This window comes from Gordonia sp. B8661-1 (assembly GCF_059427765.1).
Window position 1 is genome coordinate 219,828 of record NZ_JCAHRL010000003.1, and the last position, 13,438, is coordinate 233,265.

The window sequence follows — 13,438 nt, forward strand, 5'->3', positions numbered from 1 at the left end:
CCAGGGCGATCGGCGGAACCCGATCCGACCAACGGGGATTGGCACATGAGTCCATCCGGCCGGTAGCGTCGATCACTATGTCCGCACCCGAAACGTCGAGCAGCGCCGCCGGCGCCGGAACGCCCTACGCACGCGTTTTCGGACCCGCGATCCTGGTGCTCAGCGGAATGCAGTTGCTGATGGTGCTCGACGGCACCGTCGCCGCGCTCGCCCTGCCGAAGATCCGCGAGGCGCTCACCCTGTCCGAGTCGAGTGCGAACTGGATCATCACCAGTTACGTGCTGGCCTTCGGCGGGCTGATGCTCCTGGGCGGGCGACTGGGTGACACCTTCGGCCGCAAACGCATGTTCGTTCTCGGTGTCGGCCTGTTCACCGTCGCATCTCTGTTCTGTGGTCTGGCCTGGAACGAGCCGACCCTGATCCTCGGGCGTGCCCTGCAGGGCGTGGCGGCCGCGATCGCCGCGCCGACCGCGATGGCGCTGGTTGCCACGACCTTCGCTCCGGGTAAGCCGCGCAGTCAGGCCTTCGCCATCTACGCGGCGATGACCGGTATCGGCTCGGTCGCGGGTCTGATCCTGGGCGGTGTCCTGGCCCAGGTGCACTGGCGACTGGTCTTCCTGATCAACGTGCCGATCGGCGTGCTGGTGGGCGTCGGCGCGTTGCTGGTGCTCCGCGAATCGCAGGGCGACCGGTTGTCGCTCGACGTGCCGGGCGCGATCCTGGGAACCGTGGGCTGCACACTGTTGGTGCTGGCGGTCAACGAAGGCCCGAACGGCTGGACCAGCCCGGTGGTGGTCGTGTCCTTCATTCTGGGTGCCCTCGCGCTGCTGGCCTTCATCGTGGTCGAGCGCCGGGCGAAGAACCCGATCCTCCCGTTCTCCCTCTTCGACAATCCCAGTCGGGTCGCGGCACTCACGGCCATCCTGTTCGCCAGCATGATCATGATGTGCATGGCCGTCTTCATCTCCCTCTACCTCCAGGGAATCCTGAAGTACACGCCCTTCCAGAGCGGTATGGCCGTGGTCCCGTTCGCCTTCGGCCTCGGCATCGCCGCGGCGATCAGCTCGAAACTGGCGCTGATGATGCAGCCGCGGTGGCTGGTGTTGTTCGGTGGTGCGGTCATCCTGGCGGGGTGTCTGTACGCCTCGGCCATCGCCACGGAATCGCCGTCGTACTTCCCGAGCATCGCCATCCCGGTGGTCGTGATCGGTTTCGGTGTCGGCTTCGCGGTCATCCCGCTGACCCTCTCGGTGGTCGCAGGTGTCGGTCCGAACGAGATCGGTCCGCTGACCGCGCTGGCGCAGGTCGCGCAGCAGCTCGGTGGTGCGATCGGCCTCGTCGCGGTGGGTGCCGCGGTCACCTCGCGCGCGCTGTCCAGGGGCGGCACCACCGGTCCCGTCGAGGACATGAATCCCGCGCAGCTGGCGGCTCAGGCCGACGGCTACGGTCTGGCGTTCGCGAGTTGCGCGGCGATCGCGGTCGTCGCCGCGGTGGTCGTGCTGTTCATGCGCTTCACACCCGAGGAAGTGGCCGAAGGGCAGGCCGCCCAGGAAGCGGCCAATGCGTCGCTGGAACTGGACGAGCAGCGCTCCTGAGCCGCGGCCGGATCAGGTCGCGTTCCAGAGTTCCTGGTAGTACGCGATGCGGTCGCGATCGGGTGCGACGCCGTAGCCCTCGATGAGGGCGTCCTGCCACCCGGCACCGAAGTTCCACTCCGTACTGAGCGCGGCGACCGCGATATCCGCCCACCGGTCGGCCACGCCCAGCCATCGGAGGTCGACGTGTGCGAAGGCCTCACCGTCCGCATCGAGCAGTGTGTTGGGACAGCAGGCGTCGCCGTGGCAGACCACCGGACGATCCGCGGGAGGAGCGTCGGCGAATGCCGCGGGCACCCGTATACCGCGGGATTCCGCGTCCGCGATCCGCTCGGCCGGTGACCAGGTCCACGGACACGTGTCGACCGGAAGCCGGTCATGCAGCATGCGCAGACCGCGGCCGACGGCGCGCACCGCGACCTCCGGTCGGTCGAGCCACGGGTCCTGCACCGCGGACACCCCGGGCAGACCGGCGGTGATCAACCAGGCGGCGTCACCGTCGGTGCCGAGGGCCAGGACGCGCGGCACCGTCGTGAAGGGTGCGGCCCACGTGAGTCGCCGGGCCTCTTCGGCGAGATCGATTTCCGGATGCGGCGGTTGCCATTTCAGATAACGGTCGGTCGCCCCGGTGCCCAGACGATAGGTGATCCCGCCTGCCTCATTCGCCCATACCGGCGTGATCGGATCGTTGCCCGCCAGCTCGATCACCCGGGCGGGGATGGCGTGATCGGGTATCGCGCTCGTCACTGTCCTGCTCTCGGTAGATGGCGATGACTGGGATCAGAAGTGGATGTGCTTGATGCCCACCGAGATTCGCCTGAGCTGGTATCGGAACGGCCGTAGACGCGGGCGGACGAGCGGGAGTCCGGTGCGGTCGGCGATGTCCTCGACGACCTCGTCGATGGTGTGATCGTCGGTCGGAATGTGTTCGGCGAAGCGGGATTCGGCGAGCGCGGTCGTGCACCGGTCGATCTGCTGCACGGCCCAGCTCTCGTTCCGGCCGAGCCACGCCGCGGACCTGGTGCCCAGTCTCCGGCGAAGGGTGTCCGGCGTCGCGGCGAGCGTGACGTGCCGGACATCCACATCGCGTGCGGCGAGGCCGCCCATGATCTCGTCGAAGTACGCGGGGTCGACGAGAGTCATCGGCACCAGGACGGGGCCGTCGGTGGCCTCCACCGCATCGGCCAGGGTTGCGACGACCGCCGAACGCCATTGCGGCCGGTCCTGGAAGTCGGCGCGCGCGTGCTTCGGCAACATGCGGTGAATGCCGTAGCCGATGAGTTCGGGGTCGGCGACATGCGCGCCGTCGAGGCGACGCTGCAGTTCGAAGGCGGTCTGTGTCTTGCCCGCGCCGAAGGCGCCGTTGATCCAGACGAGCATTGCGCCCAGGGTAGCGGCGATCAGTCGGTGAGCACGACGATCCGGTCGGACTCCGGGATCTCCACACGCTGACCGGCGTCGGAGAGCACCGCCGCCAGACCGTTGACGTCGCGCACGGTGCGGCGGGTGCGCACCAGTTCGCGTGCCATCAGACCCTTGTAGTGCTTGTTGAAATGGCTGACAACCTTGCGGGTCCCGTCGGCCGCCTCGGTCATCACCGTCGCGGTCACGGCGCCGGCCACCGGTCCCAATTGCTGATAGCTGCCCGACCGGAGATCGACGACGAAATCATCAACCGCGTCAAGGCTTTTCGAGAGATCCGGCTTCCACATCGACGCCAGTGTCGGCAGGCCGGGCAGCGACGATCCGCCGGACAGCCGATAGGCCGGGATCGCGTCGGCGGCCCGCACGACGCCGAACAGCGCCGAGCCGACGGCCAGACGGTCGGCCGCCTTGGTCTTGCCCGCGCGCGTCAGGGACCCGTGGTCGAGGGCGTCGTAGAGCACGCCGGTGTAGCGCTCGATGGCCGGCCGGGTCGGCGACTCCCACAGGTCGGCGTTGCGGTCGATCTCCGAGAGCTGGGTGCGGCCGAGCCCGAGCGCCTCGCGGCTGGCATCGAGGTCGGCGGAGAGTTCGACGATCGCGTCGGCGATCCGCTGCCGGATCGGGTTCAGCTCCGGGAACGACAGTGTCGCGATATCGAGCGGAGCACCGCGTCCGCCGTCGGACTTGGTCTCGGAGGGAGGGAGGATGACGAGCACGGCATCACCATAACTAAGCTGGGGAATCGTGATCACACGGATGTCGACCCTGTTCCTGCGGACCCTCCGCGACGACCCTGCCGATGCCGAGGTGCCCAGCCACAAACTGCTGGTGCGCGCGGGTTATGTGCGGCGGGTGGCGCCAGGTGTCTACAGCTGGCTGCCCCTCGGGCTGAGGGTGTTGCGGGCCGTCGAAGAGGTGGTCCGTCAGGAGATGGACGCGATCGGCGCGCAGGAGATCCTGCTGCCCGCGCTGCTGCCCCGGGATCCGTACGAGACGACGAACCGCTGGTCGGAATACGGCGACAACCTCTTCCGGTTGCAGGACCGCAAGGGAGCCGACATGCTCCTCGGCCCCACGCACGAAGAACTGTTCGCGCAACTGGTGAAGGGCGAGTACTCGTCGTACAAGGATCTGCCGGTGATCCTGTACCAGATCCAGACCAAATACCGCGACGAGGAGCGTCCGCGTGCGGGCATCCTGCGCGGTCGCGAGTTCGTGATGAAGGACGCCTACTCCTTCGATCTCGACGACGACGGACTGAAGGCCGCCTACAACGCGCACCGTGAGGCGTATCAGAACATCTTCCGCCGTCTGGAGGTCCGCTACGTCATCGTCTCGGCCACCTCGGGTGCCATGGGCGGAAGTGCGTCGGAGGAATTCCTCGCCGAGAGCGAGGTCGGTGAGGACACCTTCGTCCGGTGCCTCGATTCCGGATACGCGGCCAATGTCGAGGCCGTGATCACCCCGGCGCCGGAGCCCATTCCGTTCGACGACGCGCCGGCCGCGCAGGTCTACGACACCCCGGACACCTCGACCATCGAGAAGCTGGTGCAGTGGGCCAACGCGACCTTCGAGCACACCTACATCGGCGCGGACACGCTGAAGAACGTGATGGTCAAGGTGCGCGACGCGGGTGCGGAGGACTGGGAGATCGTCGGCGTCGGAGTGCCCGGTGACCGGGAGGTCGACGTCAAGCGGCTCGAGGCATCACTCGAGCCTGCCGAGGTCGCACTCCTCGACGACGCCGACTTTGCCGCCAATCCCTTCCTCGTCAAGGGGTACATCGGACCGAAAGCGCTCGCCGCCAACGGTATCCGCTACCTGGTCGATCCCCGTGTGGCGGACGGCACCTCCTGGATCACCGGCGCCGACGAGTCCGGCAAGCACTACGTCGGTCTGATCGCCGGACGCGATTTCACACCGGACGGCACCATCGAGGCCGCCGAGATCCGGGACGGCGATCCGTCACCCGACGGCAAGGGGCCGCTGGTGAGCGCCAAGGGCATCGAGATCGGCCACATCTTCCAGCTCGGGCAGAAGTACACCAACGCCTTCGAGGTCGACGTGCTGGGGGAGAGCGGCAAACCGGTACGACTCACCCAGGGCTCCTACGGCATCGGCGTGTCGCGGCTCGTCGCGGTGATCGCGGAGCAGAGCCACGACGAGAAGGGCCTGCGGTGGCCGAAGTCCGTGGCGCCCTACGACGTTCACCTGGTGATCGCCAACAAGGATCAGACCGCGATCGACGGTGCCGAACGACTCGCCGCCGACCTGGACGCGGCCGGATTGTCGGTGCTGCTCGACGACCGCAAGGCATCTCCGGGTGTCAAGTTCAAGGACGCCGAGCTGTTGGGGATGCCGACGGTCGTGGTCGTCGGGCGCGGTTACGCGGCCGGAACCATCGAACTCCGCGACCGGTTCACCGGCGAGGCAACCGAGGTCCCGGTCGACGATGCCGTGACCGCGGTGACGGCCGCCGTGCGCGGCTGATCGCGGGGCGACCGTCAGCGCGGTGACGGTTCAGGCGACGGTCACCGCCTCCGCATCGGGGTCGTCGAGTTCGGCCGTGGTGTCCTCGGCGCCGGGACTCTCCGCGCCCGGCTTGCCGCGGTCGACCAGTTCACCGATCGCGTTGCGCGCGAACACCTGCTGCTCGGTGACGGCCAGCTGATTGCGGCTGCGACTGGTGAACGCGAATGTCCAGTCGACGAACGTGATGAACCGGTTGCGGTGCCCGACGAGGTACATCAGGTGCAGGAACAGCCAGCCGACCCAGGCCAGGAAACCCGACATCTCGATGCTGCGCTTGGTACCGGGGATGGGGATCTTCGCGACCGCGCTGAACCGCGAGATCGTCGCCATCGACCCCTTGTCCCAGTAGGAGAACGGCTTTCGCTCCGACGGCTGCGCGCCGCGCAGCCCGTCACGGATGGCACTCGCGGCATACTTGGCGCCCTGGATCGCGCCCTGCGCCATACCCGGCACTCCGTCGACGGCGGCCATGTCGCCGATCACGAAGACCTCGGGGTGATCGTCGATGGTCAGGTCGGAGCCGACCTTCACGCGTCCCGCGCGATCCAGCTCGACACCGCTCTGCTCGGAGAGCTGCTGTCCGAGTGGGCTCGCCGAGACGCCGGCCGACCACACCTTGCACTGGCTCTCGATGCGACGGGTGGTGCCGTCGGGGTCCTTCACCATCAGGCCGTGGTAATCCATGTCGACGACCATCGCGCCCAGTTGGACATCGACGCCCTGCTTCTCGAGGCGCTTCTTCGCCCGGGCGCTGAGCTTTCCGCCGTAGGGCGGAAGCACGACATCGGCGGCGTCGAGCAGGATGACCTTGGCCTCGGTGGGATCGATCGACCGGAAGGCGCCCTTCAGGGTGGTGCGCGCCATTTCCGCGATCTGCCCGGCCATCTCCACACCGGTGGCGCCCGCGCCGACGACCACGAAGGTCAGGAGCCGGTCACGTTCGGACGGATCGTCGGAGAGTTCGGCCTGTTCGAAGGCGCCCAGGATGCGGCCCCGGAGTTCGAGGGCGTCGTCGATGGTCTTGAGTCCGGGCGCGAATTCGGCGAAGCGGTCGTTGCCGAAGTAGGACTGGTCGGCTCCGGCGGCCACGATCAGGCTGTCGTACGGAGTCTCCGTCACACGGCCCAGTAGCCGGGAGGTGACCGTCCGGGACGTGACGTCGATGTTCTCGACGTCGCCGAGTACGACACTGGTGTTCTGCTGGCGACGCAGCACCACACGCAGCGCGGGCGCGATCTGGCCCTCGGAGATCAGACCGGTCGCCACCTGATACAGCAGTGGCTGGAACAGATGGTGGGTGGTGCGGGCGACCACCGTGACGTCGACATCGGCCTTGCGAAGCTTGCGGGCCGCGGTGAGTCCGCCGAATCCCGATCCGATGATGACCACGCGATGACGGTGCGTGGCTGATGAGCGTGTGGCTGCGTTGTCCATGCGACAGTCCTCCGGAAGCATTCTCTCGGGACACCCAGGCGGTCGATGCCTCGGACTTGTGCTCCACGCCGGTTCATTCCGGCCTCGCCAGTCGCAGTTACCGATACTAACCAACGACATCGCGGCGGTGGCGATTCCCCACGCGCGTCCTCGTCGGCAGATGATGCCGTCTGTTCGGTCACACCGTCGATACGACGGCGATGCCGGTCGCGGTCAGCGAATGCCGGGGAAGGCGACCGTTGCCGGACTGATGCGCAGAAGCGCACGCCAGGATGCCGCGCGCACGGTGGTCTCGGTCAGACCGTCGAGACCGAGGCGGCGGATCCGCGCGTCGTCCGCGCGCTCGAGGAGCGAGCGGTATGCGACCGCGCAATCCTCCTCCGCCGCGAGGACGGCCTGGGTGGCGGTCGTCGTGTCACGCACGGTCACCGGCAGGGTGTAGCCGGGCGCGGGAGGGGGTACGTCGGCTGTGGCCGCGCGCAGGGCCGACGCCAGGGCATCTCGCCGAACTCGATGTGCCGCAATGTATTCGGCAACGGTGTCGCGTCGTTTCGAGGTGACGAACGCCGTGCTCACGCCGTAGGTGAAGATCGCGGCGTTCTCGGCCTCGACGGCCTTCGCGAGTGCGTCGGTGGTGTCGCTCATGCCAGTTGGACCTCCACCATCGAGGTGATCGACGCGCTCACGGCGCCCGCCAGCCCGGCCGCGTAGCCGTTCAGATCGGCGGCCGCGTCGCCGGCAGTGCGGGCCGACCGGGTGAGACGCTGACGGAAGTCGGCCATCGCCGCGGTCGCCGAGGCGTCGGCCGACGGCGCTCCCGGAGTGGGTGAGGCCGGTGAGGGGGTGGTGATGCGGTCGGCCGTGCGCTGGTCGAGGCGAATGATCTCCTCACGGAAGCCGCGGGCGTGCTGCCCGCGTTGTTCGCCGATGACCTGCAGCGCCCTGCCGTATTCCGTGGCCTGCGCGGCCAGTGTCCGCGCGGCTTCCTGGTCGGCCAGTGCGGCGTCGACCAGTGGCAGCAGCGCGGCCGCGGTGATCTGTTCCGGGGTGGGGCCGCGGTCGCAGGAGGAGAGCAGCGCCGTCGCAGCGGCCCCGCCGGCCACCGCGAGCCCGCCGCGCAGCACCGTGCGCCGAGTCAGGGGAGAGGTCACCCGACACATGATGCCAGCCGCGACCGCCGATCCGCCGGACCGGCGACCGCGGCTGCGTTTTCCGCCGCGACCGCCGCGACCGCCGCGACGCGGCGATTGGGGCGGTTTCGGGTGATCCACTACGATGATGGTTCCGTTGAGGGCAGTAACGACGGGAATGACCGGGAGTGGCACGGTCATCGGGGCCATCACATCCGGGGCGACGAAAGGTCATCGTGCACGTCACCAGTGAACAGGTACGAGACATCGTCGAGCCGGTTGTCGCCGCCCGTGGATTCGATCTGGAAGAGGTGCGGGTCAGCGGACCGCGCGACGATGTCTCGGTGATCGTCGACCGTGACGGCGGCAGTGATCTCGACGTGCTGGCCGACCTGAGCCGCGAGGTCTCCGAGCGTCTCGACGAGGCCGACGTCTTCGGATCCGAGCCCTACACGCTCGAGGTCACGTCGCCCGGCGTCGGCCGCCCACTCACCGAACCCCGTCACTGGCGCCGCGCCCTCGGTCGCAAGGTGGCCGTCCGATACTCGGCCGAGGACGGAGAACAGACGTGGAACGGGCGCGTCGGGCAGCTCGACGGCGATCGGATCCGGCTGGTGCGCAACGATCGTGGACGCATCGCGACCGTCGACATCCCTCTCGACGCGGTCCTCGAGGCCGCCGTGCAGGTCGACTTCTCACGTCCCGGCCCCGCCGAACTGGCGGCGTGCGGACTCGACGAGGCAGAGATCGCGCGACGACGATCCGACGGCTGACCGAGGTCCTACCGGCCGAGGCGCTTCCGGCGCACAATCAATACTATGACAAATGAATAGGAGCGACAAGTGAATAGGAGCACACCGCGATGAACATCGACATCAACGCACTGCGGATGATCGAGGCCGACAAGGGCATCTCGATCGACACCGTGATCACGGCCATCGAGACCGCACTGCTGACCGCGTACCGGCACACCGACGGTTTCGCGCCCCACGCCCGCATCGACGTGAACCGCAAGAGCGGAGCGGTGCGTGTGATGGCGCAGGAGCTCGACGAGCAGGGCGAGGTCGTCCACGAATGGGACGACACCCCCGAGGGCTTCGGGCGCATCGCCGCCACCACCGCGCGGCAGGTGATCCTGCAGCGTCTGCGGGATGCCGAGAACGAGAAGAACTTCGGCGACCTGGTGACGCACGAGGGGGAGATCGTCGGCGGCGTCGTCCAGCAGGACGCGCGGGCCAACGCCAGGGACATGGTCGTCGTCGCGATCGGCAGCGACGCCAACAGCACCGAGGGCGTCATCCCGCCCGCCGAGAAGGTGCCCGGCGAGACCTACACGCACGGCGACCGCATCAAGTGCTATGTCGTCGGCGTCTCCCGCGGGGCGCGCGGACCGCAGATCACCCTGTCGCGAACGCATCCGAATCTGGTGCGCAAACTGTTCTCGCTCGAAGTGCCGGAGATCGCGGACGGAAGCGTGGAGATCGTCGCGGTCGCCCGCGAGGCCGGGCACCGATCGAAGATCGCGGTCCACACCGGCGTCGCGGGGCTCAACGCCAAGGGGGCCTGCATCGGTCCGATGGGTCAGCGGGTGCGCAACGTGATGAGCGAACTCGCCGGGGAGAAGATCGACATCATCGACTACGACACCGACCCGGCGGTCTTCGTCGGCAACGCCCTCTCGCCGGCGAAGGTCGTCTCGGTGGAGATCATCGATCGGGAGGCTCGCGCGGCGCGCGTCGTCGTCCCCGACTATCAGCTGTCGCTCGCCATCGGCAAGGAAGGGCAGAACGCCCGTCTGGCGGCACGTCTGACCGGATGGCGGATCGACATCCGCTCCGATGCCGACCCGGAGGTGGCATCCGCTGCGACGGGCAGTTCTGAGGCGCCCGCGGGCGGCGGCACCGAAGCCGTACACACCGAGTGACCGGCCGATTGTCCATGGCGAGTCGTCGCGCGCTAGACTGATCGATGGTTCAGCGAACGCTGTCGACACCGGCGAATCCGGCGATGTCCACCGACGTCAACGGTCACCGCATTCCGGTCCGCATGTGCATCGGATGTCGACAACGAACCGAAGCAACAGGACTGGTCCGACTCGTCGTCCGCAAGGATGCCGAACCGCCGGAACTGGTCGTCGATCTCGCGAAAACCATGCCGGGACGGGGCGCCTGGCTGCACCCGGACAGTGACTGTTTGGCACTGGCGGTGCGGCGCAGGGCGTTTGGCCCGGCACTTCGGGTGTCCGGCCTCGCCGTGTCACCCGACGACCTCGGCGAATCGATCGACGAGATCACGAAGAAGATGGCCGAACGGCCAGAACAGGTAGCAGAAGACATGAGCACACCGTGAAGAACCCACGATGAGCACGTTTCGGAAGTAAACCGAGGTCGTAGCGGGCAGCCCGCTCGACCTCCGAGTGAGGAGAGCAGTGGCAGGCAAGGCCCGCGTTCATGAACTGGCCAAAGAACTCGGCGTGACGAGCAAACAGGTGCTCGAGCGTCTGAAGGAACAAGGCGAGTTCGTCAAATCCGCGTCGTCGACGGTGGAGGCCCCCGTGGCCCGTCGACTGCGTGAATCATTCCCCCAGGCCGGCGGCGCAGAGTCCGGCGGCAAGAGCACCGGCGCGAAGCCGTCCGGTGGCACCTCGGCCAAGCCGGGTGCTCCCAAGCCCGGTTCGCCCAGTGCGGGCGCCAAGCCGGGTCCGGCGCGTCCGGGCCCCAAGCCGTCCGCGCCGGCCGCACCCGCTGCCGAGCAGGCTCCCGCGCCCACCCCGGCTCCGGCGGCTCCCGCACCGACTCCGCAGGCACCCGCTGCGGCCGCCAAGCCGGCCGAGGCCCCCCGTGCCGAGGAACAGGCTGCTCCGTCCCGTCCGGGTCCCCGGCCCGGCCCGAAGCCCGGCCCGCGTGCCCCGCGCGTCGGCAATAATCCGTATTCGTCGGCTCCCACGCCGGCTCCGCGTCCGCCTGCAGCGCGTCCCGGACCCGGCCAGGGCGGACCGCGCCCCGGCGGCGGCGGTGCCCGTCCCGGCGGTTCCGGACGTCCCGGCCCCGGTCAGGGCGGTCCCCGTCCCGGTCCGGGTCAGGGCGGTCCCCGTCCGAGCCCCGGCAGCATGCCCCCGCGCCCGAACCCGGGTGCCATGCCCAGTCGTGCCGCACGGCCCGACGCGCGTCCCGGCGGCCGTGGCGGCCCCGGCGGCGGTCGCGGCGGCGGTGGCGGAGGCTACCGCGGCGGCGGTGGCGGTGCGCCCGGTGCCGGTGCTCCCGGTGGCTTCCGTGGTCGCCCCGGTGGCGGCGGCGGTCGTGGACGCGGTGGCGCCGCGGGTGCGTTCGGTCGTCCCGGCGGTGCTCCGCGCAGGGGTCGCAAGTCGAAGCGGGCGAAACGCGCCGAGTACGAGAACATGCAGGCGCCGGTCGTCGGTGGCGTGCGGTTGCCGCGTGGCAACGGCGAGGTCATCCGCCTCGCCCGCGGTGCGTCGCTGTCCGACTTCGCCGACAAGATCGATGCCAACCCGGCGTCGCTGGTGCAGGCGCTGTTCAATCTCGGTGAGATGGTCACGGCGACCGAGTCGGTCAACGACGAGACGCTGGAGCTGCTCGGTTCCGAGATGAACTACACCGTCCAGGTCGTCAGCCCGGAGGACGAGGATCGTGAGCTCCTCGAGAGCTTCGACCTCACCTACGGCGAGGACGAGGGCGGCGAGGACGATCTCGAGCAGCGTCCGCCGGTGGTCACCGTCATGGGTCACGTCGACCACGGCAAGACCCGCTTGCTCGACACGATTCGCAAGGCGAATGTCCGCGAGGCCGAGGCCGGTGGCATCACCCAGCACATCGGTGCCTACCAGGTGAACACCCACCTCAACGGCGACGACCGGTTGATCACCTTCATCGACACCCCGGGTCACGAGGCGTTCACCGCCATGCGTGCCCGTGGTGCGAAGGCCACCGACATCGCGATCCTCGTGGTCGCGGCCGACGACGGTGTCATGCCGCAGACGGTCGAGGCGGTCAACCACGCGCAGGCCGCGGACGTGCCGATCGTGGTCGCGGTCAACAAGATCGACAAGGAAGGCGCCGACCCGGCGAAGATCCGCGGACAGCTCACCGAATACGGGCTGATCCCCGAGGAATACGGCGGCGAGACGATGTTCGTCGACATCTCGGCCAAGCAGGGCGAGAACATCGACGCATTGCTCGAGGCGGTCCTCCTGACCGCGGACGCCTCGCTGGACCTGCGGGCCAATCCGGACATGGACGCACAGGGTGTCGCCATCGAGGCGCATCTCGACCGCGGCCGTGGACCGGTGGCGACCGTGCTGGTGCAGCGCGGCACGCTCAAGGTCGGCGACTCGATCGTCGCGGGCGACGCCTACGGACGTGTCCGTCGCATGGTCGACGAGCACGGCGACGACGTCGACGAGGCACTGCCGTCGCGTCCGGTGCAGGTCATCGGCTTCACGTCGGTGCCCGGTGCCGGCGACAACCTGCTGGTCGTCGAAGAGGACCGGACCGCTCGGCAGATCGCCGACCGCCGCAATGCGCGCAAGCGCAACGCGCTGGCCGCGCGCAGCCGCAAGCGGATCAGCCTGGAAGACCTGGATTCGGCTCTCAAGGAGACCAGCCAGCTCAACCTGATCCTCAAGGGCGACAACTCGGGTACGGTCGAGGCCCTCGAGGAGGCGCTCCTCGGCATCGACATGGGCGACGAGGTGTCGTTGCGCGTCATCGACCGTGGTGTCGGCGGCGTCACCGAGACCAACGTCAACCTGGCGGCGGCCTCGGATGCGATCATCATCGGCTTCAACGTCCGTGCGGAGGGCAAGGCCACCGAGCTGGCCAACCGCGAGGGTGTCGACATCCGGTACTACTCGGTGATCTACCAGGCCATCGACGAGATCGAGAGCGCGCTCAAGGGCATGCTCAAGCCGGTCTACGAAGAGGTGGAGCTCGGCCGCGCCGAGATCCGCGCGATCTTCAAGTCGTCGAAGGTCGGCAACATCGCCGGTTGCCTCGTCCAGTCGGGCATCATGCGTCGCAACGCCAAGGCGCGACTGCTGCGCGATAATGTCGTGATCGCGGAAAATCTGACGATCTCGTCGCTGCGACGCGAGAAGGACGATGTCACCGAGGTCCGCGAAGGCTACGAATGTGGCCTCACGGTCACTTACAGCGACATCAAGGTCGATGATGTGATCGAGAGCTACGAACTGCAGGAGAAGGCTCGCGACTGAGACTGTGGAACCTATGGTTCCGCATACTCGGATCATGCCCCCTTCGCGGTCACGGCACCGCGCACCGCAGAGTGCGCACCGTGCGGTGATCG

General features: G+C 68.4%; 12 protein-coding genes. 6 read left to right on the forward strand and 6 right to left on the reverse strand.

Translation table 11 applies throughout. The annotated features are described in order from the left end of the window. Positions 1 to 77 precede the first annotated feature (77 nt). Positions 78 to 1,595: a DHA2 family efflux MFS transporter permease subunit gene (locus tag AC4JJG_RS08485; RefSeq protein WP_495400901.1), complete on the forward strand. Its 1,518-nt coding sequence runs from the start codon at positions 78 to 80 to the stop codon at positions 1,593 to 1,595. 12 nt (positions 1,596 to 1,607) lie between these two features. Here the strand turns inward: AC4JJG_RS08485 and AC4JJG_RS08490 are convergent, their stop codons facing one another. The 3 genes from AC4JJG_RS08490 to yaaA are packed head-to-tail and all read right to left on the reverse strand — an operon-like array spanning position 1,608 to position 3,736. Beyond that, positions 1,608 to 2,342, reverse strand: a complete 735-nt coding sequence (locus AC4JJG_RS08490; RefSeq protein WP_495400900.1) for a phosphotransferase — start codon at positions 2,340 to 2,342, stop codon at positions 1,608 to 1,610. 33 nt (positions 2,343 to 2,375) lie between these two features. Further along, on the reverse strand, positions 2,376 to 2,975 hold the full coding sequence (locus AC4JJG_RS08495) for an AAA family ATPase (protein ID WP_495400899.1): 600 nt from the start codon (positions 2,973 to 2,975) through the stop codon (positions 2,376 to 2,378). 20 nt (positions 2,976 to 2,995) lie between these two features. Further along, entirely contained in the window at positions 2,996 to 3,736 is a 741-nt protein-coding gene (gene yaaA, locus AC4JJG_RS08500; protein WP_495400898.1) for a peroxide stress protein YaaA, read from the reverse strand. 40 nt (positions 3,737 to 3,776) lie between these two features. Between yaaA and AC4JJG_RS08505 the strand changes: the two genes are divergently transcribed. Further along, positions 3,777 to 5,510, forward strand: a complete 1,734-nt coding sequence (locus AC4JJG_RS08505) for a proline--tRNA ligase (RefSeq protein ID WP_495401034.1) — start codon at positions 3,777 to 3,779, stop codon at positions 5,508 to 5,510. Between the two features lie 30 nt (positions 5,511 to 5,540). On the opposite strand, the gene AC4JJG_RS08510 is transcribed toward AC4JJG_RS08505, so the two are convergent. The 3 genes from AC4JJG_RS08510 to AC4JJG_RS08520 form a co-directional block, all read right to left on the reverse strand. Continuing rightward, positions 5,541 to 6,986, reverse strand: a complete 1,446-nt coding sequence (locus AC4JJG_RS08510; RefSeq protein ID WP_495400897.1) for an NAD(P)/FAD-dependent oxidoreductase — start codon at positions 6,984 to 6,986, stop codon at positions 5,541 to 5,543. Between the two features lie 213 nt (positions 6,987 to 7,199). Then, positions 7,200 to 7,631 carry a ferritin-like domain-containing protein gene (locus AC4JJG_RS08515; protein WP_495400896.1) on the reverse strand — a complete coding sequence of 144 codons (432 nt, stop codon included), beginning with the start codon at positions 7,629 to 7,631 and terminating at the stop codon, positions 7,200 to 7,202. Beyond that, positions 7,628 to 8,146, reverse strand: a complete 519-nt coding sequence (locus AC4JJG_RS08520; RefSeq protein ID WP_495400895.1) for a hypothetical protein — start codon at positions 8,144 to 8,146, stop codon at positions 7,628 to 7,630. The genes AC4JJG_RS08515 and AC4JJG_RS08520 overlap by 4 nt, the downstream gene beginning before the upstream one ends. Before the next feature lie 206 nt (positions 8,147 to 8,352). Here AC4JJG_RS08520 and rimP point away from each other — a divergent pair, with 206 nt between their 5' ends. From rimP to infB, 4 genes are all read left to right on the forward strand, one after another. Further along, positions 8,353 to 8,889 (forward strand): ribosome maturation factor RimP, encoded by a 537-nt coding sequence (rimP, locus tag AC4JJG_RS08525; RefSeq protein WP_495400894.1) that lies wholly within the window; start codon positions 8,353 to 8,355, stop codon positions 8,887 to 8,889. An 89-nt stretch (positions 8,890 to 8,978) separates the two neighbouring features. Then, entirely contained in the window at positions 8,979 to 10,040 is a 1,062-nt protein-coding gene (gene nusA, locus AC4JJG_RS08530; protein WP_495400893.1) for a transcription termination factor NusA, read from the forward strand. A 44-nt stretch (positions 10,041 to 10,084) separates the two neighbouring features. Then, positions 10,085 to 10,465 (forward strand): YlxR family protein, encoded by a 381-nt coding sequence (locus AC4JJG_RS08535; protein WP_495400892.1) that lies wholly within the window; start codon positions 10,085 to 10,087, stop codon positions 10,463 to 10,465. A 79-nt stretch (positions 10,466 to 10,544) separates the two neighbouring features. Continuing rightward, positions 10,545 to 13,346: a translation initiation factor IF-2 gene (gene infB / locus AC4JJG_RS08540; protein WP_495400891.1), complete on the forward strand. Its 2,802-nt coding sequence runs from the start codon at positions 10,545 to 10,547 to the stop codon at positions 13,344 to 13,346. The last annotated feature ends 92 nt before the right edge of the window (positions 13,347 to 13,438 follow it).

What these genes read in the sequence shown, in the direction of transcription:
- AC4JJG_RS08485 (WP_495400901.1), top strand. Translation starts at nt 78, where the DNA reads ATGTCCGCACCCGAAACGTCGAGCAGCGCCGCCGGCGCCGGAACGCCC.
- AC4JJG_RS08515 (WP_495400896.1), bottom strand. Translation starts at nt 7,631, where the DNA reads ATGAGCGACACCACCGACGCACTCGCGAAGGCCGTCGAGGCCGAGAAC.
- AC4JJG_RS08520 (WP_495400895.1), bottom strand. Translation starts at nt 8,146, where the DNA reads ATGTGTCGGGTGACCTCTCCCCTGACTCGGCGCACGGTGCTGCGCGGC.
- nusA (WP_495400893.1), top strand. Translation starts at nt 8,979, where the DNA reads ATGAACATCGACATCAACGCACTGCGGATGATCGAGGCCGACAAGGGC.
- AC4JJG_RS08510 (WP_495400897.1), bottom strand. Translation starts at nt 6,986, where the DNA reads ATGGACAACGCAGCCACACGCTCATCAGCCACGCACCGTCATCGCGTG.
- AC4JJG_RS08535 (WP_495400892.1), top strand. Translation starts at nt 10,085, where the DNA reads ATGGTTCAGCGAACGCTGTCGACACCGGCGAATCCGGCGATGTCCACC.
- AC4JJG_RS08495 (WP_495400899.1), bottom strand. Translation starts at nt 2,975, where the DNA reads ATGCTCGTCTGGATCAACGGCGCCTTCGGCGCGGGCAAGACACAGACC.
- AC4JJG_RS08505 (WP_495401034.1), top strand. Translation starts at nt 3,777, where the DNA reads ATGTCGACCCTGTTCCTGCGGACCCTCCGCGACGACCCTGCCGATGCC.